The organism is Denitratisoma oestradiolicum (genome assembly GCF_902813185.1).
Lineage (GTDB): Bacteria > Pseudomonadota > Gammaproteobacteria > Burkholderiales > Rhodocyclaceae > Denitratisoma > Denitratisoma oestradiolicum.
This window is the reverse complement of sequence record NZ_LR778301.1, coordinates 3457318-3482394: the sequence shown is the minus strand read 5'-3', so window position 1 is coordinate 3482394 and position 25077 is coordinate 3457318. Positions and strand designations below refer to the sequence as shown.

Here is a 25077-nt window from a genome sequence, read left to right as displayed (position 1 = left end):
CCGCTCCGTCGCCCGTCAATAGCTGTGACAGGGCTGATGCAGTGCGGGATTGCGGTGGTGCAGCAGCTTCGGGCTGACGTTCGAGCAGTAGCGCACGGCCAGGCCGTCGAGCCGGGAGGGATCCTTGAGCGCCAGCATGTTGAAACCGTGGGGCGGGCCTTCGAGATAGATCTTGTCGCAGGGAATCAGTTCCACGGGTTCGTTGCGCATATCCACGTTCGAGTTGTAGTCGCGGATCGCCCAGACCTGATAACCATGACTCGCGAGCAATCGGATGATTTCTGCATTCTCGATGCCGTTCGACCAGTCCACGTAGTGCTTGTGGACCTCGAAGACGATGGCGGGGGCCTGTTCGCGCCCCTGTCCAAGGAAGCCGGCAGCGCCCTTCAGGGCGCGCAGTTCCGCGCCCTCGATGTCCATCATCAGCAGGCCAAGGCTTTGTACCCCGACCTGTTTGCAGTAGCCGTCGATGCTGGTGGTGCGGAAGGAGCCGTCGGATGGGGTCTGGCTGATTTCCGGGTGGGCGAAGGAGTCGTAGCCCACCAGGGTCAGGGAGGCCTCGTCGTTGTCCCACAAGCCCATGTCCACTGCTGTGAGGTTGTCGATGTCGTTGATCCGGGCGTTGCGGATCAGCATGGAGCGCTGGTCTGGATTCGGTTCGAAGGCATGGCAGGCGCCGGAAATCCGCTGGGCGATCATGATCGCATGGTCGCCGAAATAGGCCCCGCCGATCAGTGCATTGGACGCTCGCGTGGCGAGGTGGCAGAGCAGTTTGGTGGTCTGCGGTTCCCAGACGTGATCGGGGGTCTGCTGGGGGCACATGACGAATTCCCGCGCGATCTTCGAGCGGTAGATGAATTCGAAGCGGGTGCCGTCTTCAAGGACTCGAGCCAGCGGTTCGCTTTCGGCAAACAGGAAATCGACGATGGGTCCGGTGATGGTCTCGCGGACATCGGTGCCGGGGATACGCACCTCGGCGTCGAAGTCGATCAGTTTGGCGATGAATTTTTCGCGCAGGACTTTCGATCCGGCGATGGTCTCGAGGGCGCTCAACAGATTTGTAGTGTCTTTTGCCATGATGGGTTCCTATGCGAAGAGCTCGGTTTCAAGTTGGGCCAGGGTCGGTGCGTCGTTATCCTTGGGCGACAGGAGGGCAGTGTCCGGTGCCGGCCAGTCGATGCCGATGGTGGAGTCCTTCCAGTGCACGGTACGTGCCGCCTGGGGATGGTGGGGGACCGTCATCTGGTAGAAAACCTCTGCGGTATCCGTCAACGTCTGAAATCCGTGGGCCAGTCCCGGGGGAATGTACAAGGCCTGGCGGTTATCCGAGGAGAGTTCGGCAGCATGCCAGCGGCCCCGGGTGGGGGAGTCGGGGCGCAGGTCGACGATGACGTCGTAGATGGCGCCGCTGGTGACGCGAACCAGCTTGTTTTCCTGGTGGGGAGCGACTTGCAGGTGCAGCCCCCTGACAATGCCGCGCCGGTTGTTGTAGGAAATGCTCTGCTGGACAAAGTCGGCGCGGATGCCATGATGGACGAACTCGTCGCGGCACACGGTGCGCGCAAAGAATCCACGCTCATCCGTCCGGGGCTCGATTTCAATGAGAAAGGCTCCCGTCAGGGGCAGCTCGGTGAACTTCACACGACCTCCAGGCGCGGGATCGGCACGATGAAGCGACCGCCCCAGGTGCGAATCTCGCCAAGTTGAGTCATGACCTCGTCGCGGATGTTCCAGGGCAGGATCAGTACCTCGTCCGGGCGGGAGGCCAGCATGGCTTCCGGGGTGACTACCGGAATGCGCGTCCCCGGCAGCAGGCGCCCCTGCTTGATTGGATTCCGGTCAGCCACGCAGTCGATGAAGTCGGTACCGATGCCGCAATAGTTCAGGAGCGTATTGCCCTTGGCCGCCGCACCGTAGGCGGCGATGCGCCGTCCCTGGCGCTTAGCCTCGATCAGGTGCGCGAGAAGGGCACGTTTGATTTCCCGCACCTTTTCTGCAAAACCGGCATAGACGGCGCGGTCGCACAGCCCCGCCGCAGTCTCGGCCGCCAGGCAGGCTGCGACGGCCGGCGTCTCAACATGGGCGGCATCAAGGCGGCAGACAAAGACGCGCAGACTGCCGCCATGGGTCGGCAGGTGCTCGACATCGAAGACCCGCAGGTGCGCCCGGGCGAAGATCGGCAGCAGGGCCGAGAGGGATAGATACGAATAGTGCTCGTGGTAGATCGTGTCGAACTGCTTGCCTTCGATCAGGCGCAACAGATGGGGAAACTCCAGTGTGACCACGCCTTGGGGCTTGAGGATTTCGGGCATGCCACCAACGAAGTCGTTGATGTCCGGAACGTGGGCCAGAACATTGTTGCCCAGCAGCAGATCGACCGGGCCGGGTTCCCGGGCAAGCTGTCTTGCGGTTTCCCGGCCAAAGAACATCTCGCGGGTTTCAACGCCTTTCTGGCGTGCGGCGGCGGCGGTATTGGCAGTGGGTTCGATACCCAGGCAGGGAATCCCTGCCTGCACGAAGTATTGCAGGAGATAACCGTCGTTGCTGGCGACTTCGACAATCCGGCTTGCCTCGCCCAGGCCGAAGCGTGGGATCATGGCCTCCACATAGCGGCGCGCATGGTCGAGCCAGGAGGTTGAAAAGGACGAGAAGTAGACGTAGTCCTCATGGAAATGCATGTCCGAGTGGGTCTCGATGTCGAGCTGCACCAGCCAGCAGGATTCGCAGACGCGGGCACGCAAGGGGTAGAAGACCTCGCCATCGCCTGCCCGTTCCGGCTTGATGAAAGCGTTCGATACCGGGCTCAGGCCCAGGTCGGCGAAGACGATGCCCAGGGGTTCGCCGCAGGACCGGCAGCGGTCAATGAGTGCCATGTGTCGTAAGGCCCAACATGAATTCTTCGATTTGCGATACGCACAACGTGCGCGCTTTGGTGGGCTCGGTTGCGACGGCCTGGTACCAGGTGGCGGTCTGGGAGAGCGCCTGCCCCAGCGTCCAGACCGGTTTCCAACCCAGTGTGTTCCAGGCCTTGCTGGAATCCAGGTAAAGGAAGTTGGCCTCGTGCAGCGTCGGTGTCGCGCCGTCTGCGGGAAGATTGATCTGCAATTCCGGCCAGTTGCGCTGCAACTCGCCGAGAACCTCGATGACGCTGCGGTTGCCTTCCCGTTCGGGACCGAAATTGAAGGCTTCCGCCGCTCGGGCTTCGCCGGCCAGCAAGTGTTCCGCCAGCAGCAGATAGCCGTTGAGGGGTTCCAGTACATGCTGCCAGGGACGTGTGGCGTCGGGGCTGCGAATACTCAAGGGCTGTCCGGCGAGCATGGCCCGGGCCGCATCCGGAATCAGGCGGTCCTCGCTCCAGTCACCGCCGCCGATGACGTTGCCGGCCCGGGCCGAAGCGAGCAGTGGGCCGTCTGCGGAAAAGAAGCTGCGGCGATAGCTGCAGACGACCAGCTCCGAACCGGCCTTCGATGCCGAATAGGGGTCGTGGCCACCCAGAGTGTCGTTCTCCCGATAGCCCCAGGGCCATTCGCGGTTCTCGTAGCACTTGTCGGTGGTGACGACGACGACGGCCTTGACGCTGGGGCAGGTGCGCACGGCTTCGAGCACATGGGCAGTCCCCATGACGTTCGTGGACCAGGTTTCGATCGGGTCACGGTACGAGGCGCGCACAAGAGGCTGGGCCGCAAGGTGGAAGACCACTTCGGGCTGGGCTGCGAGCATGGTCTCGCGCAGTCGCGGCAAGTCGCGGATGTCCTGGAAATGGGACGAGACGAGGGCACCGATTTCCGCCAATTCATACAGGGCGGGCTGTGTTGCCGGTGGCAGCCCGATTCCGGTCACTTGCGCCCCCAGTCTGGTCAGCCAGATGGACAGCCAGCCACCCTTGAATCCGGTGTGTCCCGTGACGAGGACCTTGCGATTTTTCCAGTAATCCTGTCGGGATGCTCCCATTGTGATTACCAGTTCTTCCAGGGCGCGTTGCCGCTGTTCCAGAGTTCTTCGAGCAGGTTTTTCTCGCGCAGGGTGTCCATCGGTTGCCAGAATCCGGGATGCTCAAAGGCACGCAATTGGTCCTGGGCCACCAGATTTGCAAGGGGTTCCAGTTCCCAACTGCTTTCATCGGTATCAATCAGATCGACTACGCGGGGGGACAGAACAAAAAATCCACCATTGATCCATCCGCCATCCCCCAAGGGTTTTTCCGCGAATCCTGTTACTTTGTCATCCTGCCTTTCAAGGGCGCCATAGCGTCCAGGAGGGCGCACGGCGGCAACGGTGGCCTGTCTGCCATGAGCTCGATGAAATGCGATTTCCTTGCTGATGTCGATGTTGGCCACGCCGTCCCCGTAGGTAAAGCAGAAAGCATCATCGTTCTCGATATATTTCGCCACGCGCCGGAGCCGTCCGCCGGTCATCGTATTTTCGCCCGTATCCACCAGGGTCACGCTCCAGGGCTCTGCCTTGTGTTCGTGTACCACCATGCTGTTATTGCTCATGTCGAAGGTGACATCAGACATGTGCAGGAAGTAGTTGGCGAAATATTCCTTGATCAGATAGCCCTTGTAGCCGCAGCAAATCACGAAATCGTTGACGCCGTGTGAGGCGTAAATCTTCATGATGTGCCATAGGATGGGCTTGCCCCCGATCTCGATCATGGGTTTGGGCTTGAGGTAGGTCTCCTCGGAAATGCGAGTTCCGAGGCCCCCTGCGAGAATCACGGCTTTCATTGGGACGTCCGATAGTCACGGGAAATGACATGCCACCATAGGGTAATCCCATGGCAGAACCGGGCAAAAGTCCAATAAGCAGTGGAAAGTCGTTGTTTCGGCCCGCTAAAGACTATGCGCCGACCGTATAGCTCTCGGCTTTACTGGTATCCACCTCGTAGCCCAGATCGTCCAGCGCCGAGATCGTCAGGATGCTCAAGGGCATGTTGCTCGAGTTTTCGGCGTAGCCGGTCATCAATTCACTATTGAAGACGCTTTCGGACCAATGGACGTTGGCCGTGCCGGCACCACCCGTTGTTTCCAGGGGAACGAAGGTGGCTGCGGGATTGCCCCCGGACATGGCTTTATAGGCCGCCAGCCCCTGGGCACCCGTGTACTGCCCAACTGTGCTGTTGAATCCGAATGTGCTCCAGAGTGTGCCCAGACCCAGTACATGGCCCATTTCGTGGAGGATGACCTTCAGCAGGGTGCCGTTTGACACCATACCGGCGATGTCTGCGCTGTCGAACTGCATCTGCCCCTGATAGGGCAGATTGCTGCCGGAGCGGACGAATGTGGGTCCTGCGGAACCGAGTACGCCACCGGCGCCGTCAATGGCATTGACCTGGGCGGAGATCTGGAGATCGTCAATGCCGTTGATGTCGGGCAGATCGGCAGTAATGATGCTTTCCCACAGGGTCTTGGCCTGATCGAAGTAGGTCAGGTAGCTTTGATCGCCCGTGTAATCGACCGTGATGTTGAAGTGGGTTGTCGGGTCGGTATTTTCCGGCGCACTGGCTGGAACAGTGGCAGGGATGTCGGTGGTCGCAGTCTTGAAATCGTAGGATTTCGAGCCTTTGAATTTGTTGTCGGCCAGATCCTTGATGGAACCCGCGCCGAATTCCACGACATACTTCTTGTCGGTCCCGAGCGTCACCCCCGGGTTGATGACGAGCATGTTTCCGCTGATGGAGATATTGCCGCTGCTTTGGGCCTTGTAGCGTTCCACAATCTTGCCCTTGCTGTCCTTCAGGAGGATTTCCCCGTTGCCCCGTTTTATGTTTTCGGAGAACGTGACATAGATGTTCTGGGAGGGCGAAACCCCCGTGGTTCCATCCGACGGGAAGAAACTCACTACCTTGGGTGCGACTTTCTCCTTCACTGTCGTGAAGTCATATCCGCCCCGGTCCTGAAATAAATTTCCAGCCAGGTCTGTAATCGTGCCGGCCCCGAAGGAGACGAAATAACGGGTGCCATTGGCCAATTTGTCCGTGGGGTCGATTTTTAGCTGTTTCCCCTTGATGGAGATTCTGCTGCTGTTTGCCACATCGAACGATTCGATCAGATTGCCGCTTTCATCCCGGAGATAGATGTTTCCCGTCCCGGCTCTGACGGTCTCGGAAAAAGTCACGGAAATGTTCGACGAAATCAAGACATCGCGCTGTCCATCGCGAGGGGCGAAGCGGGTGACCTTGGGGGCGCTTGTATCCGCCAGGGCAAGGGCCTGACTGGATAATGAGACGATGGACGATGGCGAGGAGGAAGACGACCCCGTCGGGAGGGATGTGTTCGCTTTGTTGTAATTTGTCGGAAGGTTGGCTACGTGATCGCGGGGGTAGCTTGATGAGCTGGGCTGAATCATGGATACAGACCCTCAAGCATGCACATTGACGAGCCTGCCTAGGTGAGGCGGATTGTTGTAGCTCTGCAAGGTCTGCGCTGCCGCCTGTACCAGTTGAACCGCCCCCTGACCTTGCAGGTCCATGGTCTTTTTCAGTACAGCCATTTGCACCGCATTGGCGGTGCGGACCTGGCTCATTTCGGTGGCAAGGGAAGCGATGGACATTGCATCCATGATGGTTCCTGTGAAAATTCCGGGCGGGTTCTATCCCTGTACGAAATGGATCAACGGCTATCTGCTGGAATCCTTGAGCCCATTTTCGAAGATATTGGGTTGTGGGCCACCTTTCAGCGCTTAGCCGCCTTCAGTTTGATCTGGTCCCTTGCTTATGATCTCAACCCGAAGGGATGTGGCCTTGGCCGCTGCGGCATCCGCTTTGGGGTGCAGGAATTCCCGTGTCCAGTCAGGGTGAACACGATCCACTTCGGCGCAGAAGGCGCTGACGTCCGCCAGCCAGCCGCTCCATGGCCCGAGTCCGGGGCGGCGCTTTCCTTCACAGGGAGTGTGTAGTGGGGTTGGTGCCCGGCGGCCAGGCTGATTCGATCCAGCACCATAATTCATGGCGCCTCCCGAAAATTTCCTCAGGGTCTAGAAAAGTACTTGCAAATTGCGCGGGCACGAAGAATAATAACAAAAATAACGAACGTTCGGTATGTGGAATAAGGTGATGCGCCGGCCGATTCGGGAGGCGGTGCCCCGCAACAGGAATCAGGAGGAGTCATGCTGGTCAAACGAGTGGATGTGAATGGAGATGTGCTGGGCAATCCGGCAGCTTCAGTCTGGAGTGTTGCCAAGGGCGAGACGGTGGCCCTGATGCAGGCGCCGGCTGCGATGCAGCCCACCAAGTACATCGCAGCCAAGTGGCAGGAAAAGCCCTATGGGCAGACCAAGAGCCTGGAGGTGAAGGCCCTGCGCAATGCCGACGAGATTGCCTTTCGCCTGGAATGGCTGGACCCGACGAAAAACGATCAGCGCATCGAGAACACCGATTTCCCCGATGCGGCGGCGATGCTGTTCCCCCTTTCCGAGAATGCGCCCTTGTTTATGGGTATGGAGGGGGCGCCGGTGAATCTCTGGTACTGGCGGGCGGACCACCCGGCCCGGGCCCGCAGCGATGTGGCCACCGGCATCGGTACTTCGCGGGTGGTGGACGATACCTCCATCAGCGCCCAGGCCGTCCATGGCAATGGTCGCTGGTCCATCGTGATGCGTCGCACCCTGCGGGTGGAAAAAGAAGCAGCCAGCGCGATACAGATCGTTCCGGGCCAAGCCCTGCGCACCTCCTTTGCGGTGTGGGAGGGCAGCAATCTGGAGCGGGCCGGGATCAAGGCTTTCTCGCCTGCCTGGCTGGACCTGACGGTTGAGGCCTGAGGGCCGGAGGAAACAGGACATGAGCGAGAAAACTACCACCGGCCGTGAAATCGACGGTGCTTTGCAGAAACCCCAACGCCAGCTGGCGATGGTCTTCGACCTGAACAAGTGCCTGGGCTGCCACACCTGCTCCATTTCCTGCAAGCGGCAATGGACCCGGGACGAGGGCATGGACAACCAATGGTGGGCTGTGGTGAACACCATGCCTGGCAAGGGCACGCCGAAGAACTGGGAAGGCATGGGCGGCGGCTGGGACGAGAAGGGAAACCCCCGGCCCAGCAAGATCCCGACCCGGGACGAGTTCGGCGATGCCTGGAAGTTCAATAAGGAAGAAGTCTTCTACGGCGGCAAGGGTAAGACCACCTATCTGAAACCGGTCAACGCCAAGGGCGAAGATCCGGAATGGGGCCCCAACTGGGACGAGGATGAGGGCGGCGGCGAATACCCCAATTCCCATTTCTTCTACCTGCCCCGCATCTGCAACCACTGCACCCATCCGGCGTGCCTGGAGGCCTGTCCCCGCGGCGCCATCTACAAGCGCGACGAGGACGGTGTCGTCCTGATCAACGACAAGCAGTGCAAGGGTTTCCGCTTCTGCATGGAGGCTTGTCCCTACAAGCGCATCTATTACAACCATGTGCGGGATGTGGGCCAGAAGTGCATCTTCTGCTTCCCCCGGGTGGAAAAGGGTGTGGCGCCCGCCTGTGCTCGCCAGTGCCCGGGCCGGCTGCGCTTCGTCGGCTATCTGGACGACGAGAACGGCCCAATCCACAAGCTGGTGCACAAGTTCAAGGTGGCCCTGCCCCTGCACCAGGAGTACGGTACCCAGCCCAACGTCTATTACGTGCCGCCCCTGTCGCCGCCCGCAGTGGATATGAACGGCAAGGTGGATACCTCCAAGCCGCGCATCCCCACGGAATACCTGGAAGGCCTGTTCGGTCCGCGGGTCAAGGAAGTGCTGGCGGTGCTGGAGGTCGAGAAAGAGAAAAAAGCCAAGGGCCTGCCCTCCGAGCTGATGGACACCTTGATCGTCTACAAGTGGCCCGAAGACATCTTCCCGGACTTCGTCCAGGACCCGGCCAATCTATGAGAAACCACCCCGAAAACCTCGCTGTGCTCGGTTCTCCCCTCAAGGGGCGGGAAAACTCGGGACGGCCCTTCGTTTTCCCAAGAGGAGCGCGACAATGACAATGACACGGCGCAGTTTCATCAAGAACACCGGCGGCGCCCTGGCCCTTTCCCTGGTGCAGTTGCAGTGGAAGGGCGGCATGGGCAGCGCCGAGGCGGCGACCCCCTTCAAGTTTGCCGACGTGACCTACAGCGGTTTCGAGGACGTGTATCGGGGCAAGTGGAAGTGGGACAGCGTGGCCAAGGGTACCCACTTCGTGAACTGCTGGTACCAGCGCGGCTGCAACTGGAACGTATATGTGAAGGACGGTGTGGTCTGGCGCGAGGAGCAGGCCGGCATCTACGAGCCCATCGATCCCAAGATCCCCGACTACAACCCCCGTGGCTGCCAGAAGGGCGCCTGCTATTCGGAACGGATGTACGACGAGTCGCGCCTGCGCCATCCGTTGAAGCGGGTGGGCGAGCGCGGCGGCGGCGGTTGGAAGCGGGTCAGCTGGGACGAGGCGCTGAACGACATCGCCGACAAGATGATCGACGTGATGATCAGCAGCGACGGCCCCGGCTCCGTCGTCTGGGATCAGGGTACCGCCCAGACCAACGGCGGCGCCGGCCTGGCGATGCTGCGTACCACCCTGGTGCTGGACACCCCGGTGCTGGACGTGAACACCGAGATCGGCGACCACCGGCCCGGCGTCGGGGTGACGATGGGCAAGATGACGTTTTGCAGCTCCTCCGATGACCTGTTCCATTCCGACCTGATCTTCATCTGGGGCGGCAATCCGATCTACACCCAGATCCCCAACGCCCATTTCATTACCGAGGCCCGTTACAACGGCGCCAAGGTGATCACCATTGCTCCCGACTACTCGTCTTCCGCGGTCCATGCCGACCAGTGGGTGCCGGTGAAGGTGGCCACCGACGCGGCCCTGGGCCTGTCCATGGCCCATGTGATGATCGAGGAGGGCATCTACAACCGCAAGTTCGTCCAGGAACAGACCGACCTGCCCTTCCTGGTGCGTGTCGACAACGGCCGCTTCCTGCGTGAATCCGACATGAAGTCGGGAGGAGCGGAGGACCGCTTCTACCTCTATGACGAGGCAGCGAAGGAAATTGTCCTGGCGCCCCAGGACTCCCTGGCCCTGGGCCGGATGGTGCCAGCCCTGGAAGGGGAGTTCGAGGTGCAAGGCGCGGCCGGCAAGCTCAAGGTGACGCCGGTGTTCGCCCGCCTGCGCCAACACCTGCAGCAATACGCGCCGGAGAAGGCAATGGCCATCTGCGGCGTCGATCCGGAAACCATCCGCGACCTGGGGCGGAGGCTGGCCAAGGCCCGTGCCGCCACCTGCATCACCCAGTCCAACTTCTCCAAGTTCTATCACGGCATCGAGATGGAGCGGGCCCAGATCCTCTGCTTTGCCCTGTCGGGGCAGATGGGGCGCAAGGGCGCTGGCTACATGGGCTTCCCCTACCTGTCGGTGGATGCGGTGGGCGCCCTGTCGATGGCCACCGGCCAACGCTCGCCCAAGCTGGCCCTGGCAGCCATGGGCTTGTCCATGGCGCCGGAGATCCTGAAGCGGAAATGGAAGGGCTACACCACCGAGATGACCATGTTCGACCTGGGTCGGGAGAAGTACAAGGGCGGTGATTCCATCTCCAGCCTGCTCTGGCTCTACAACCTGGGCGGCATGGAGGACACCTACGGCCGTAGCGAGAAGTGGGATCCGGCCATGAAGCGTTCCCTGGATGCCTACATGCAGGAGGCGGTGGCCAATGGCTGGCAGGCGAAGCCCACTGCCCGGCCGCGGATCCTGTTCGAAGCCGGCGGCAACATCCTGCGCCGCTTCCGCGCCTTCGACAAGGTGGCGGACCGCCTGCTGCCCAAGCTGGATCTGATGGTGACCATCGACTGGCGCATGAGCAATACAGCGCTGAACAGCGACTACGTACTGCCCGCCGCCGCCTGGTACGAGAAGGACGATATCACCTGGGCCACGCCCCTGTCGCCCTTCTCCCAGGTGGTGACCCGGGCCGCGGAGCCGATCGCCGAGGCCAAGCCTGACTGGGAAATCCACTGCCTGATTCTGAAGACCATCCAGCGGCGTGCCGCCGAGCGGGGCCTGAAGCACTTCAAGGATCGCCATGGCCACGAGCGCACCTTTGACGTCTATGACGAATTCACTTTCGGCGGACGCTACACGGAAAAGAACATCACCGAGTTCCTGGACCTGATCCTGGATGTATCCACCAACGTCGGCGACGTGAACTGGGAAAAGCTGAAGAAGAAAGGTTTCACGCGCTTCACCGGCCTGGGTAACGATTACCTGAATATCGGCAACGCCACCGACGTGAAGCCGAACGAGACCATCACCGCGGGCCTGTGGCACACGGAGAAGAAGATGCCCTGGCCGACCATGACCCGGCGCATGCAGTTCTGCATCGACCATCCCTTCTACGAGGAATTGGGCGAGGTGCTGCCGGTCCATAAGGATCAGCCCAACATCGGCGGCAACTACCCCTTGCATCTCACCGGTGGCCATACGCGCTGGTCGATCCATTCCTCCTGGCGCGATCAGCGTCACATGCAGCAGCTGAACCGGGGCCAGCCGGTGATCTACATCAGCGTCGAGGATGCGGCGGCTCGGGGTATCAAGGACGGCGACCAGGTGCGGCTGTTCAACGACGTCAGTTCCGCCCAGCTGATGGCCAAGGTGGCGCCGGCTCATCGGCCCGGCCAGGTCACCGTGTATCACGCCTGGGAGCCCTTCATGGCCAAGGGCCGCACCACCTACACCTCGGTGACTCCCAACCCGATCAATCCGCTGCAGCTGGCGGGCGGTTATTTCCACATCCACCCCCGGGAAACCGAGCACACCCCGGGTTCCACCGACCGGGCGACCCGGGTGGAGATCGAGAAGATTCACTGATGACGAGCGAGGGAACAAGCAAGATGTCGAACATGGACGAGGCTGAGCTGCTGACCCAGTTGCGGGCGCTGATCGGGCAGAAAGGTACCCCCCAGCAGGCCCGTGATCCGGTCAATCAGCCCACCATCCGCAGCTGGTGCGACGCCATCGGCGAGAAGAATCCGATCTTCACGGATCCGAATGTGGCGGCCCGTTCACCTTATGGTGAAGTCATCGCGCCGCCGGCGATGCTGGGAGTGTGGACTCTGGCGGGAAACATTCCCCGCATCCCGGATCCCAGCTGCCCCCGCAGCCGGGCCATGAAACTCCTGGCGGAGGCCGGCTACCGTGGCACAGTCGGCGCCAACACCGAAGAGCGCTACCCGCGGCCCCTGAAGCTGGGCGAGCAGCTCACCGGTACCCTCTCGGTGGTGGAGATCTCCGACCTGAAGACCACGGGCCTGGGCACGGGGGTTTTCCTCACCGCCCTGACGGAATTCACCAACCAGCAGGGTGAGCCCGCCGGCACCTGGAAATTCCGCACCTTCCACTTCAAGCCCCGGGAACTGACGGCGGAGGACCTGGCGAAGCGGCAGGCCAAGAAGGAGCAGATGGCCAAGATCCCCAAGCACCTGCTGCAGCGTCCGCGCCCGGGTGTGATGAAGGAAACCGCCTTCTTCTGGGAAGGCTGCAAGGCCCGGGAGCTGCGCATCCAGAAGTGCGGCGGCTGCGGCCGCCTGGCCCACCCGCCGGTGGTGCGCTGCCCCCAGTGCGGTTCCTACGATCTGGGCCATCAGGTGGCCAGCGGCAAGGCCAAGCTCTACAGCTTCGTCGAGCCGGTCTATCCGCAGATGCCCTTCATGACCTATCCCTACATCGTCGGTCTGGTGGAACTGGCCGAGGGGACGCGCTTCCTGACCAACATCGTCCATTGCCCGCCGGAACTGGTGAAGATCGGCATGGACCTGGAGCTGGTGTTCATCGACACGGATCCGGAAATGACCCTGCCCATGTTTCGTCCGGCCCAGCCGGCGCGCAACACCGCCACCCGGCGCTATGAGGAGGTGGCTGTCGGCGAGGAACTGCCTCTGTGGCCCATCGACGTCACCACCCGTCTGGTGGTGGGCGGTGCCATCGCCACCCGCGACTTCGAGGACATCCATCACGAAGTGGCTGCGGCGAAGCGGGCGGGACTCAAGGACCTGTTCATGAATGTGCTCACCAGCAATGGCCTGTGCTCCCGCTATCTGGGGGACTGGGCTGGCCCCGAGGCCCGGGTGACCGGGGTGGAAATCCGCCTGGGCACGTCCAACGTGGTGGGCGACACCATGTGCTTGTCGGCCTCCATCGCCGACAAGCAGGTGGTGGACGGCAAGGGCGTCATCACACTCAATCTGCGCGGTTCCAACAGCATGGGCGATCACGTCAAGGGTACTGCGACCATGGAACTGCCGAGCGGAGGTAACAAGTAAATGGTGATGTCATTTGCGGGTAAGACCGCCATTGCGGGTATCGGCGCCACCGACTTTTCCAAGTGCTCGGGGCGCAGCACCCTGCGCCTGGCCGTGGAGGCCTGCGATCTAGCCCTGAAGGATGCCGGCCTGACGCCGGACATGATCGACGGCATGGTGACCTATGCCCATGATGCCAACAACGAAATCGACGTCTGCCGCAGTCTCGGCGTGGACAAGCTGACCCATTTCAGCCTGGTCCATCACAGCGGCGGCGCGGCCTGCGGCGTCATCCACCAGGCCGCCATGGCGGTGGCCAGCGGCGCCTGCAATTACTGCCTGGTCTGGCGGGCCTTCAACGAGCGTTCCGAGGATCGCTTCGGTGCCGGCGTCCAAGAACGCGCTCCGGCACCGACGCCCATGGAAGTGGACTTCGGCTGGAGCTCCCCCTTCGGCCTGCTCACCCCGGCCAGCTGGGTGGCCATGTTCGCCCAGCGTTACATGTACGAATACGGCGCCACCAGCGAGGACTTCGGCCGCGTCGCCGTAGCCTGCCGCAAGCATGCCGCCAACAATCCGGCGGCTTTCTTCTACGGCAAGCCCATTACCCTGGAAGAGCACCAGGCCAGCCGCTGGATCGTCAAGCCCCTGCGCCTCCTGGACTGCTGCCAGGAATCCGATGGCGGTCAGGCCATGGTGATCACCACCCTGGACCGGGCCCGGCACCTGAAGCAGAAGCCGGCGGTGATCGCCTCGGCGGTGCAGGGTTCCTGTGACGACCAGCAAATGATGAAGAGTTACTACAGGAAGAGCATCAGCGGCATCCCCGAGATGAAGCTCTGTGCCGACCAACTCTATGCCGACACCGGGCTCTCGGCGGCGGACATCCAGACGGCGGTGCTCTACGACCACTTCACGCCCCTGGTGCTGCCCCAACTGGAGGAGTTCGGCTTCTGCAAGCGGGGCGAGGCCAAGGATTTCATCAAGGACGGCAACATCGAACTGGGCGGACGTCTGCCTATCAACACCCACGGCGGCCAGATCGGCGAGGCCTACATCCACGGTCTGAATGGGGTGGCGGAGGGCGTGCGCCTGGTGCGGGGCAGTTCCTGCAACCAGCCGGACAACGTGCAGAACGTACTCGTGACGGCAGCCACCGCCGTGCCCACCAGCGCCCTGATCCTGTCCCAGGATCGCTAAGGAACTATCCAGGAATATAAGGAGGAGGAAACACCATGACCAGTGCTCAATCGACTGTTGACTACGCCCAGGTACCCGACGTGGAACTGACGGAGGCGGCCGTGCTGGCCGCTGCCCGGGAGGCGACCGGCCTGTCCGACTTCGGCGACGAGGCGGATTGGAAGGAGGGACTCACGCTGTTCCTGAAGGGGCTGAACGAGGAGGCGCGGCTGAACAAGACGGGGCGCATCATCGCCTTCGGCGAGATTTTGCGTCACCTTACGAATCGGCTGCGAGTCACCGACGACATCAAGCGCCATCCGGAGATTCTGGATGTGAAGATCGTCAAGCCGATCTTCGTGATGGGTCTGCCCCGCACGGGTTCCACCTTCCTGCATGATCTGATGGCCCAGGACCCGGACAACCGGGTGCCGATGACCTGGGAATGCAACTACATGTCGCCGCCACCGGAAGCGGCCACCTACGAAACGGACCCGCGTATTGCCGACTGCGAGGCCCATCTGGCGCGGACCGCTGGGCAATTGATTCCTGAGTATCAGGCCATTCATGAAATGGGCGCCCAACTGGCCCAGGAGTGTCTGATGCTCAATGCCTTCGACTTCAAGACCCAGATCTTCTCCAATCAGTTCTGGACGCCCACCTATCAGCGCTGGGTCGAGAACGACAGCAACCTGTCGGTGTATCGCACCCACAAGCGCCAGCTCCAGTACATGCAGTGGAAAAATCCACGGGCGCGCTGGGTATTGAAGAGTACCGCCTATTTCTGGGGCCTGGACGCCATCATGTCGGTCTATCCGGATGCCCGGATCATCATGACCCACCGCGACCCGATCAAGCTGACCTCCTCGTTTTTCTCGAACGTCTCGATGACGTACAGCATGGGCAGCGACTCGATCAAGGATACGGAGATCGGCGAATTCTGGGGTGAGACCTGGGAGAAGGCCATGCACCGCTTCGTCGAGTTCAGAAAGAGTGGCAAGGCGGCGAATGCCTTCGACATGCAGTTCTCCGAGTTCGTGAAGGACCAGCTGGCGATGGTCAAGCGCATTTATGCCCACTTCGACCTGCCCTTGTCGGCTGCCGCCGAGCAGAAGATGCGCGACTTCATCGCCAACAAGCCCAAGGAGCGCCATGGCATCCACCGCTACACGCCGGAACAATTTGGCGTGAATCCCGCCCAGGAGCGGCAGCGCTATGGTTTCTACCAGGATTACTTCCACGTTCCCAACGAGGGGTGATGCGCTGTTACCTGGCCATCCTGGGGATGGCCATATTTACCTCATGTCATGCCGGCGTTCCAGCTCCGGCGAACCAATTGGATTTTAGGAGAGGCGCGTCAATGAGCACGACCAAACAGGCGAGTGTGCAGGCATGGGAAGCTTTTTGCGATCAATTGAAGCAGGCCGGGGCCGTGCTGGCCCGGGAAGCGACGCCGGAGGATGAACTGACCCAGGCCGAGGGCCTGCGCAAGCTGGTGCGGATGATCCGCATGGGTTTCGAGGCCAGCCTGGAATACGGCAATACCGATCATCCCGAGGTCTATCAACTGGTGACGCCGACGACGGTGGGAGAGGGCGAGAATGCGGACGCCCACTATCACCAGGCCATGATCGACGGCAGCAAGACCTATCGGCTCAGCGGTCAGCGGGGCGAGGCTCCCTTCATCGAGTTCACCATCTATGCGGGCAAGATCGGTCTGGACAGCGGCAGCACTGTCGTGGGAGCGATCACCGAGGCGGATCTGAAAGTGAATCCCGATGGCAGCTACGAGTTGATGCTGTCCCCCGATCCCCAGCCGGGCAACTGGATCCGCACCACGCCGGAAGCCACGGTGCTCTACATTCGCCAGTACTCCCATGACTGGCGCAAGGCGCGGGACGCCACCTTCAACATCGCGCGCGTCGGCGCCACGGGCGATCGCCCCCCACTGACGGTGGCGGAGGTGAACCAGGCCATGAAACGCACCGCGACCTATGTGGCTCGCTCGATCAATATCTGGGCGGCCATCGTCGATCAGCGCCGTGCCGCGCCGCCCAACAAGATCTTCAACTTTGAAGAGGAACAGAAGGGCAGCGGGGAGGAAGCCCCGGAGATGCCGATCGGGCATCGTTTCTCCTCGGGCTATTTCCGTCTGGCCGAGGACGAAGCCCTGGTGTTGAGCTTCAAGCCGGCCGATGTGCCCTACTGGGGAATGGCCATGACCAATTACTGGTTCGAGCCCTTCACTTACACCGAACATCGTTCCCACTACAACAACCGCACCGTCCGTTACGAGGCAGACGGCAGCGTGAATATCGTCATTGCCGCGAAGGACCCCGGCCTGCCCAACTGGATGGACACCATGGGTCATCTGGAAGGCCCGGTGATTTTCCGCTGGTCCCGCACCCGGTTGCCCGTGCCCGACATCCAGGCCCGGGTGGTAAAGCTGGCCAAATGATTTTTGCAGTCGTTTTAAAGAGGTTGTAACGCAGTTGGACGTAACGCAGTTAGCTCCATCCTATTAATCGAGAGGAGAAATTCAGTGAAAAAAATAGAACATGGCTTCACGATGCGTACCCTGCCCCTGTTGATTGCCGCCCTGTCCGGTGTCCCATCCCTGGCTTACGCCCAGGGAGCAGCCCTGGAGGAGGTGATCGTGACGGCGCAGAAACGCTCGGAGAATCTCCAGGACGTCCCAATTTCTGTTCAGGCGCTGAATTCGAAGGCCCTGGAGAACGCCGGGATCGTCAGTCTTTCGGACATCAGGGCGGCAGTGCCGGGCTTGACCATCGACACCTATCCGGGCAGCAGTGAGATGCTGTACCCATCGATCCGGGGCATCGTGCCCAACTCGATCCAGACCAGCGTGCCCATCCCCATGGCCATCCACCTGGATGGCGTGGCCCTGACCCAACTGGCGGGCCTGAACCTGGCAGGAGCCGACCTGGAACGGATCGAAGTACTGAAGGGTCCCCAGGGTGTGCTGGCCGGGCGCAATGCCACTGGCGGCGCCATCAACATCGTTACGGTAAAGCCCGAACTGGGCCGGTTCGGCTTCAAGCAGCAGGTCACGGTGGCGGAACGGGGCCAGTGGCTCTCCAAGACCGTCGTCAATGTGCCCCTGTCCGACAACTTTGCCGCCAAGATATCCTATCTGCACAGCGAGCGTGACCATCTGGGCGTCAAAAACTCGGCACCTGGTGGTCCCAAGCTGGGCGAGAAAAAGACAGATTCCTGGCGGTTGGACCTGCGCTGGAAAGCAGCCAACAACGTGATGGTGGACTACGGCTATGACAGGGCCCAGACCGACTCCATCGATCTTCCCAACCAATGCCTGGTACCTTTCGGTTCCACCAGCTTCCTGCCCTTCCTGGCCACGGTTGATCCTCGTGTGTCGTCGGTGATCAATGGTTGCAGCACCAGCAAGCTGAGTTCGCTCAACGTGCCGTTCAACATGCCCAAGAACCGCAATATTGCGGAAGGCCATAACCTGACGGTGACCTGGGATGTGGACCCCAAGCTGACCTTCCGGTCGATCACGGGCTACCGCAAGGTGGATACCAAGAACAATGTGCTCTATACGGCCAGCGCCGGTGATGCCTATCTGATCCGCAGCGACGGTCTTCCGATTAGCTTCCTGGGTGGAACCACGCCCTTTGATGGCCAGAGTCATCCCTGGGTCGTTTTCAACGAATCCTGGTCCCAGGAGTTCCAGTTACTGGGCGACGTGAGCGACAACTTCAAATACACCACGGGTGTCTACGTGTCTTCCGAAAAGGGCCATCAAGCCCAGGGCCCTGGCATTTTCTTTACCGTGCCCGATGCGTTGTTCCTCAGTACCTTCAACCCGGCAGATATTGGCGTCGATATGGCGACCCTGGAGCACCGTTCCGTGACGGCCAGGAACTCCACTTGGGCCTTGTTCGGTCAATTCTCCTGGCGGCCTGACATTCTCAGCCGGAAACTGGAAGTGGTACCCGGGATACGCTACACCCGGGATCACCGTCAGGCAGTTGGCATGAATCAGCGGGGCGAGTCCTATTTCTACACGGCCACGGCAACGCCTGGGGTGAACAACCTGCTGTTCTCGGTGCCTAACCCATTGGCCTACGCCAACGTGGCTGGGGACAACTCGTTCTCCAAGACCACCCCCACCGTGTCCTTGAATTACCACTGGAATGATGGCTTGATGACCTACCTGAAGGTTGCCAAGGGCTATGTCACCGGTGGCTTTGATGATCAGCAGGGGACGGCTGCGGGATTTGCCAAGGGCTTCGACCCGGAGACCATCACTTCCTATGAGTTGGGTATGAAGGGCGAGTTCCTGGATCGTCGTCTGCGGATCAATGGCGCGGTGTTCCAGAGTGAGTACAAGAACGAGCAGAAGACCGTGGTGCATCCGGGCAATGTCTGGGCCATCGAGAACGTGGGTACGTCCAAATACAACGGTATGGAGCTGGACATCACGGCCCAGGTGAGTCAGGGGTTCCGGGTTTCGGCAAGTGCTACCTGGTTGGATCATAAGTACGCCAAGTGGATGGACAAGGACCCCACCAGCCCGACCTTTGGAACCGACGTGTCCAGAATGCGCAAGCTGGTGGTGCCCAAGGTGTCGTACTCCATCAATCTGGATTACCGCTTCCCCGACCTGGGACTGCCCGGCAAGCTTGACGCCAATCTGAACTTTGCCCACAAGGATTCCCAGTCGACTCCCATCGATCTGAGCAATCCGGTATCGGCGAATTTCATCACGACGCCGAAATACGATGTGATGAATGGCCGTCTCGCCCTGTCCCAGATCAAGGTTGGGCCGGGGGGCAATGGCGACCTGACGGTGGCGTTGTGGGGCAAGAACCTGAACGACAAGAAGTACCACAACTTCAACCTGACCAACACCAGTGCCGATCAGGTGACAACCTGGAGCGAGCCGCGCACCTACGGCATCGACGTGATCTACAACTATTGATCGGAAGTATCGGGAACCTGGTCTGACCAGGTTCCCGGCCATCCGGGTTTACCGGGAAATGATTCTTCCCTCGGTTGTCCAACTGAGTTTTCCGCCCGCAAGGGCGGGTCTTTTTGGTGGCACCGCCGCCAACGAAACAAGACGGATTCGGCAACGATGCCAGCCGGGTCTTGCTACTACAAGGCATCGATACAGAGCCCGACCACGGGCCTACCCCATCCCAAGAGAGCAAGGAGTTTCATCATGGCTGTTCCCATTCTTCCATCAGAGATCGATATATCCAGCCCCGAGGCCTATTTGAACGAGCGCCGTCTCCAGGCTGATTTTTCCCGGCTGAGAAATGAAATGCCCATTGCCTGGGTGGACCGGGAACCCTACCGGCCCTTCTGGTCCGTGGTGCGTAATGCGGATATCAAGGCCATCGAAAAGAACCACCAAATCTTCATCAACGAACCCCGCCTGACCTTGCAGACCCGCAAGGCAGAAGCGGCGTCAGCCGCCATGTTCGGCGGACAGCGTTATGGGGTCCGTACTCTCACCGACATGGATGAACCGGATCACCGCAAGTATCGGGACATTTCTTCCCGCTGGTTTGTCGGACCGGGCCTGCGCAAGGTACTGGAGCGGGTGGACCGGATCGCTGACCGTTTCGTCGATCGCATGGTGAAACAGGGAGGGCAATGCGACTTCGCTACCGAAGTGGCGATGTGGTATCCGCTGTATGTGATTCTTTCCCTCTTCGATCTTCCCGAGGAAGATGCACCCCGTCTTCTGCAACTGACCCAGCACCTGGTATCGGCCAGTGACCCGGATCTGCAGCGTTCGGACCTGGGGGGCACGGATGCCGTTCCCGAGTTTTTCGAGTACCTGGGGCGGCTGCTGGTCGAGCGCCGGGCCCATCCCGGCGACGATCTGGCCAGCGCCATCGCCACGGCTGAGATCGACGGCAAGCCCATCGATACCCTGGAAGCCCTCTCCTACTACCTGATCATGGTCACCGCCGGCCACGATACGACCTCGGGCGCCATCACCGGGGGCATGCACGCTCTGGTCGAGAATCCGGCCGAGCGGGAGAAATTGCGGCAGCCGACACCGGCGCTGCTGCGCAACGCTAGTGGGGAGATGTGCCGCTGGGTGACTCCGGTGAAGCATTTCATGCGTACCGCCACCGAGGATTTTTCCTTCCACGATGCCACCATCAAGGCCGGCGATGCCGTGGCCCTGTTTTACGCTTCGGGAAATCGGGACGATGCGTGCTTTGAAGATCCTGATCGGTTCCGTGTGGACCGAAAGGTCGACGGCCATGTGGCCTTCGGTTTTGGCATCCATAGCTGCGTGGGCCGGCAACTGGCCCTGGCGGAGATGGACGCCTTTTTCGGCAGGCTGATTCCACGCTTGCGCCACGTCGAGTTTGCGGGCGACCCCAAACTCATCCAGTCCAACCTGATCGGCGGCTACAAGAGCCTACCTCTCCACTATGAAATCACTCACTGACATGAACATGCAACCCAGCCTGTCCTCGCCCCACACTGGCGTCATCATCACCGGCGGTGCTTCCGGCCTGGGTCGGGCCTCCGCCCATGCCCTGGCCGCTGTCGGCAGGCCGGTGGCGATCTGGGACATCAACGGGGACCGGGCGGCGGCCGTGGCCGACGAGATCCGCACCGAGTACGGTGTGGCCAGCATCGGCATCGGCCTGGATATTGGCGATCCCGACCGGTACGTCGCGGCGATCGATCAATCCCGCCAGGCCCTGGGCTCCCTCGGCGGCCTGGTGCATGCGGCGGGTATTGTCGATACCGGCTCCCTGGAAGGGGTGACGCCGGAGAACTGGGACCGGGGCATCAACATCCATCTGCGTCCGGTGGCGCTTTTGGTGCAGGCCTTGTATCAGGATCTGAAGGCCAATCCGGGCTCGGCGGTGGTGGCCTTCGCTTCCATCAACGCCACTCTGGGCAATCGGATCAATCCGATTTATTCCGCCGCCAAGGGCGGGGTGCTGTCCCTGGTGCGCTCCCTGGCGGACCGCCTGGGAGACGACGGCATCCGCATCAACTCGATTTCTCCCGGACAGATTCTGACGCCGATGCTGCAACCCGCCGTGGACGCGCTTCCCAAGGGAACCTTCGAGAAGCGCATCCTGCTGGGCCGCATGGGCGTACCGGCGGAAATCGGCCGGGTGGTGCGTTTCCTCCTGTCCGACGAAGCCAGTTACATCAATGCTTCCGAGGTTGTGGTCGATGGAGGCAACATCTCTTCCCAACGGGATTGAGTCCTCAGCCCAGGTCTGACGGGCTCCGCCCCGAACACCCGGCTCCAGGGAGACGCGGATTAATTCAATCTCGTCATTCCGGCGAATGCCGGAATCCAGGAAAATCAACAAACTGGACCCCGGCTTTCGCCGGGGTGACGAATAAATCAGTGTTTCCCTAGGGCGAGGGGGCGCTCAGGAGCTTGTTTCGGGGTGGGGCTCAGCGGCTGCCCAGGATCGTGCCGCTCACGAAGTGGGGAGCGCTTCGTGGCGCATGCCGGCCACCCAGCCGCCATCGGCCAGAAACTCGGCGCCGGTGGTGTAGGAGGCCTCGTCCGTGGCAAGGAATAGGGTGACGTAGGCGACCTCACGGGGCAGGCCGACCCGGGGGATAGGCACGGCGCGGTAAAAGTCATCCATGGAGGCGGGGTCCGGGTTCTGCTCGGAACGGCCCCCCATGTCGGTGAAGATGCCGCCGGGATGGACGGTGTTCACGCGTATGCCATAGGGCCCCAACTCAATGGCTGCCACCTTGGTCAGGCCGCGCACCGCCCACTTGCTGGATGAGTAGGCGGCCAGGCCGTTCTTGGCCTGAAAGCCGTCGATGGAGGAGATATTGATGATGGAGCCTTTGCCGGCGGCCTTCATGGGTTCCAGAACAGATCGGATGCCGAGGAAGGTACCCAGTTGGTTGACCCGGATCACAGACATATAGTCGTCCTCGGTCATGTCCTTGATGGCCTTGGGATTCAGGATCGCCGCATTATTTACCAGAACGTTGAGAGGGCCGAAGGCCTGGGCCCGGGCCACCGCCTTTTCCCAGTCGGCCTGCTTGCTGACATCCAGATGAACGAAGGCGACATCGGGCCCCAGTTCCTTGGCCAGCGCCTCGCCGGCACTGTCGAGCACATCGCCGATCACAACCTTTGCGCCGTTTTCCACAAACAGGCGAACCGTCGCCTCCCCCATCCCTCGCGCGCCACCGGTGACAATGGCAACCTTGCCTTGCAATCTGGACATGGACTGACTCCTTTTATGGACTGGATCTCAGCCTCGCCCTTCAGGCGAAGCACAGGATTTGGTTCGTAGATCTGGTTGGCTCCGGGACAAGCCCGGAGCGGGGTGGTTCATGAACGGTTTCCCGCTGTGACCGTGAATGTCCCGGGATAGGACAACTGGAGGTCTTCGCCGATGGCCTGCTCGATCCGCTCCTCCATGCGCCAGCCTTCCCGGGTGCGGCGATAGCGGGTGCGGTAGTAGCCGGCCGTGACTCCCTGGCGCACTTGCGTGTCCGACCGCATGACGTGGCGGAATTCGAAGAAAATCACCGACTCGGCACTATCCCCCTCGATCTTCAGGTGCGGGGGGTGCATGTAGTGGAGCCCCGACCACTGCTGGCGGATATGGGTGCAGAAGTTCTCCAGGGCTGTCCGGCCCTCGATCCGTGTGTGTGGCGTGTGGCCGGTTGGCAGCATCTCGAAGATGCCGTCCCCGGTAAACACTTCGGCCCATTGCCGGGGCGTTCCAAGATCCCAGGCATAGGCATACTCGGCCTCCAGGTCGAGGATCGCGAAGCGGTCCTCGATGGCCCGGAGCCGCCGTTCCTGGTCTTCTGTCGTCATGGTGCGGGTTTCTTCAAGTCTTCGGCTGGGGCGGAATGCCCAGACGGGAAAGGTTTTCTTCCGTGAGCGGGACGTAACACCCGGCGGCGGCATCGGCCACGTACAGTTCGTCCCCGGCAACCGGGGCATAGCCCAGTTTCTGCAAGTCCACCTTGCGCAGCTTGAAGGTGGCGGTGATGTCGGCATCGGCCTTGACGCGGACGAAGACCGGAATCGCGTAGCTGGGCAGCGTGTTCTGGGCGAGACGGTAAAAGCCCGCCGGGTCGAGTTGATGGCCAGGCTGCATCACCACGGTGACCATCCCCGCCCGTCCTTCCTGTCCGGGAATGGCAACGCCATAGACCGTGATGGTTTCCAGTCCTGGCTGGCTGTCCAGGGCATTGGTCACCTCGGAGGTGGAAACGTTCTCGCTCTTCCAGCGGAAGGTGTCACCTACCCGATCCACGAAATAGTAGTAGTCGTCCTCGTCGCGACGGAACAGGTCTCCCGTGCGCATCCAGGCGTCGCCGGGCTGAAACACGTTGCGCAGAATCTTTTTCTCGGTCGCCTCCGGATCGGTGTAGCCGTCGAAGCGGCCGCCGGTGATGCCAGGCAGGTTGAGGATCATGCCCAGCATCTCCCCCACCTCGTTGGTCCCACATTCGATCAGGGTGCCGTCCGGGTTGCGCAGGTGGCAGTCGTTGTCCCGGTCGTACTTCACCAGCCGGGCATTGCTGCGGTCACGGAAGGGAATGCGGCCGCAGGAGCCGATGCGGTTGTCGATGTTCATCATGCCGACGTTGAGTTCCGTGCCGCCGTAGCCCTCGATCATCTGGGTGACGCCAAAGCGGTCCTGGAAGGCTTGCCAGATCGCCGGGCTGAGACCCGAGCCGGTCATGACCTTCAGCTTGTGGTCCCGGTCGTCGGGCCGGGGCGGCTGGTTGTACAGGTAGCGGCACAGCTCACCGCTGTACTGGGCCACCGTGACGCCATACTGGCGCACATCCTGCCAGAAGCGACTGGCGCTGAAGCGGGGCCGCAGCAGGACACTGCCGCCAGAGGCCATGGCGTTTGACAGCAGGGACATCAGTGCCGCCACATGGTAGAGGGGCAGGACGCAGTAGAAAACGTCATCCTGGCCCAGACCGAGGAAGGCGCGCCAGCCTTCGCCAACCCCCAGCCAGCGGGCCTGGGTGACCTTGGCCGCCTTGGGCAGCCCGGTGGTGCCCGAAGTGAACACCAGGCACAGCACACTCTGGCCAATCACGCCGTCCCGCAGGGTCCGGTCCGGGTTGGTGGAGGGTTGGGCTGCCAGTTGTTGCTCGAGAACGGTGCACGAGGCGGGGATATCCCGGGTTTGCCCGTCGGGGATCGCGTAGGTGACCAGGGTTTCCGGAATGTCCGGTGTGGGAGCCAGGCGCCCCAGGCATTCCGTGCCGACGAACAGTCGCTGGCTACCGGTGGTGGACAGGGCATGGCGCAGGGCGTCACCGCTGATCTGGTTGTTGATCAGCGCGGAGACGCAGCCGATCTTGGCCAGGGCAAACCAGATGAACAGGAATTCCGGGCGGTTTTCCATCAGCAGGGCCGCCACGTTGCCGGGGCGTAGCCCCTGGGCCAGGGCGAAGTGGGCGTAGCGGTTGGCCCGGGCGTTGACCTCGCCGTAGCTCAGGGACTGGTCGTTCCAGACCAGGAAAGGACTGTCGGGAGTGCGCTCGGCCCATTCCTCCAGCCGGTCGGCCACGGTGTAGGTCTGCTCGGGGGTGTGTTTCATCATCCCGGCCGAGATGATGTCCATCCGGGCCTGGGTTTCTTCGCGGGTCACCATGGGTTGGCGTTCCTG

Annotated in this window: 20 protein-coding genes; 10 read left to right on the top strand and 10 right to left on the bottom strand. The window is 61.5% G+C overall.

The genetic code is table 11. The annotated features are described in order from the left end of the window. Nucleotides 1-15: 15 nt before the first annotated feature. The 7 genes from DENOEST_RS15885 to DENOEST_RS15855 form a co-directional block, all read right to left on the bottom strand. Nucleotides 16-1077, bottom strand: a complete 1062-nt coding sequence (locus tag DENOEST_RS15885; RefSeq protein WP_145772276.1) for an FkbM family methyltransferase — start codon at nucleotides 1075-1077, stop codon at nucleotides 16-18. Nucleotides 1078-1086: 9 nt separating this feature from the next. Then, complete coding sequence (rfbC, locus tag DENOEST_RS15880) at nucleotides 1087-1641, bottom strand: dTDP-4-dehydrorhamnose 3,5-epimerase (protein WP_145772277.1); 555 nt, start codon at nucleotides 1639-1641, stop codon at nucleotides 1087-1089. Further along, entirely contained in the window at nucleotides 1638-2873 is a 1236-nt protein-coding gene (locus DENOEST_RS15875; protein ID WP_145772278.1) for a class I SAM-dependent methyltransferase, read from the bottom strand. The genes rfbC and DENOEST_RS15875 overlap by 4 nt, the downstream gene beginning before the upstream one ends. Continuing rightward, complete coding sequence (gene rfbG / locus DENOEST_RS15870; RefSeq protein WP_145772279.1) at nucleotides 2860-3951, bottom strand: CDP-glucose 4,6-dehydratase; 1092 nt, start codon at nucleotides 3949-3951, stop codon at nucleotides 2860-2862. Before rfbG ends, DENOEST_RS15875 begins: the two co-directional genes overlap by 14 nt. A 5-nt stretch (nucleotides 3952-3956) precedes the next feature. After that, nucleotides 3957-4727 carry a glucose-1-phosphate cytidylyltransferase gene (gene rfbF / locus DENOEST_RS15865; RefSeq protein WP_145772280.1) on the bottom strand — a complete coding sequence of 257 codons (771 nt, stop codon included), beginning with the start codon at nucleotides 4725-4727 and terminating at the stop codon, nucleotides 3957-3959. Nucleotides 4728-4839: 112 nt separating this feature from the next. Then, nucleotides 4840-6348, bottom strand: coding sequence for an Ig-like domain-containing protein (locus DENOEST_RS15860; protein WP_145772281.1), 1509 nt, complete (start codon nucleotides 6346-6348; stop codon nucleotides 4840-4842). A gap of 12 nt (nucleotides 6349-6360) precedes the next feature. After that, nucleotides 6361-6561 carry a YjfB family protein gene (locus DENOEST_RS15855; protein ID WP_145772282.1) on the bottom strand — a complete coding sequence of 67 codons (201 nt, stop codon included), beginning with the start codon at nucleotides 6559-6561 and terminating at the stop codon, nucleotides 6361-6363. Between the two features lie 546 nt (nucleotides 6562-7107). On the opposite strand from DENOEST_RS15855, the gene DENOEST_RS15850 reads away from it, so the two are divergent. The 10 genes from DENOEST_RS15850 (at nucleotide 7108) to DENOEST_RS15805 (ending at nucleotide 21654) form a co-directional block, all read left to right on the top strand. Then, a complete protein-coding gene (locus tag DENOEST_RS15850) occupies nucleotides 7108-7758 on the top strand; it encodes an ethylbenzene dehydrogenase-related protein (protein ID WP_145772283.1) in 651 nt (216 codons plus the stop codon). 19 nt (nucleotides 7759-7777) lie between these two features. Beyond that, on the top strand, nucleotides 7778-8848 hold the full coding sequence (locus DENOEST_RS15845; RefSeq protein ID WP_170228317.1) for a 4Fe-4S dicluster domain-containing protein: 1071 nt from the start codon (nucleotides 7778-7780) through the stop codon (nucleotides 8846-8848). Nucleotides 8849-8942: 94 nt separating this feature from the next. After that, nucleotides 8943-11807 carry a molybdopterin-dependent oxidoreductase gene (locus DENOEST_RS15840; protein ID WP_145772284.1) on the top strand — a complete coding sequence of 955 codons (2865 nt, stop codon included), beginning with the start codon at nucleotides 8943-8945 and terminating at the stop codon, nucleotides 11805-11807. Further along, a complete protein-coding gene (locus tag DENOEST_RS15835; RefSeq protein ID WP_145772285.1) occupies nucleotides 11807-13258 on the top strand; it encodes an FAS1-like dehydratase domain-containing protein in 1452 nt (483 codons plus the stop codon). Before DENOEST_RS15840 ends, DENOEST_RS15835 begins: the two co-directional genes overlap by 1 nt. A 6-nt stretch (nucleotides 13259-13264) precedes the next feature. Further along, complete coding sequence (locus tag DENOEST_RS15830; protein ID WP_197970641.1) at nucleotides 13265-14437, top strand: lipid-transfer protein; 1173 nt, start codon at nucleotides 13265-13267, stop codon at nucleotides 14435-14437. 35 nt (nucleotides 14438-14472) lie between these two features. Beyond that, nucleotides 14473-15675: a sulfotransferase family protein gene (locus tag DENOEST_RS15825; RefSeq protein WP_183148272.1), complete on the top strand. Its 1203-nt coding sequence runs from the start codon at nucleotides 14473-14475 to the stop codon at nucleotides 15673-15675. A gap of 101 nt (nucleotides 15676-15776) precedes the next feature. Further along, complete coding sequence (locus DENOEST_RS15820) at nucleotides 15777-16874, top strand: DUF1214 domain-containing protein (protein WP_170228251.1); 1098 nt, start codon at nucleotides 15777-15779, stop codon at nucleotides 16872-16874. An 84-nt stretch (nucleotides 16875-16958) separates the two neighbouring features. Further along, a complete protein-coding gene (locus tag DENOEST_RS15815) occupies nucleotides 16959-19382 on the top strand; it encodes a TonB-dependent receptor (protein ID WP_145771546.1) in 2424 nt (807 codons plus the stop codon). Between the two features lie 243 nt (nucleotides 19383-19625). Beyond that, nucleotides 19626-20876 (top strand): cytochrome P450, encoded by a 1251-nt coding sequence (locus DENOEST_RS15810; protein ID WP_145771545.1) that lies wholly within the window; start codon nucleotides 19626-19628, stop codon nucleotides 20874-20876. 1 nt (nucleotide 20877) lies between these two features. Next, complete coding sequence (locus DENOEST_RS15805; RefSeq protein WP_145771556.1) at nucleotides 20878-21654, top strand: SDR family NAD(P)-dependent oxidoreductase; 777 nt, start codon at nucleotides 20878-20880, stop codon at nucleotides 21652-21654. A gap of 225 nt (nucleotides 21655-21879) precedes the next feature. On the opposite strand, the gene DENOEST_RS15800 is transcribed toward DENOEST_RS15805, so the two are convergent. From DENOEST_RS15800 to DENOEST_RS15790, 3 genes are all read right to left on the bottom strand, one after another. After that, nucleotides 21880-22653 (bottom strand): glucose 1-dehydrogenase, encoded by a 774-nt coding sequence (locus DENOEST_RS15800; protein ID WP_145771544.1) that lies wholly within the window; start codon nucleotides 22651-22653, stop codon nucleotides 21880-21882. Nucleotides 22654-22760: 107 nt separating this feature from the next. Next, entirely contained in the window at nucleotides 22761-23255 is a 495-nt protein-coding gene (locus tag DENOEST_RS15795) for a nuclear transport factor 2 family protein (RefSeq protein WP_170228250.1), read from the bottom strand. 13 nt (nucleotides 23256-23268) lie between these two features. Continuing rightward, a complete protein-coding gene (locus DENOEST_RS15790; protein ID WP_145771542.1) occupies nucleotides 23269-25062 on the bottom strand; it encodes a long-chain-acyl-CoA synthetase in 1794 nt (597 codons plus the stop codon). Nucleotides 25063-25077 lie beyond the last annotated feature (15 nt).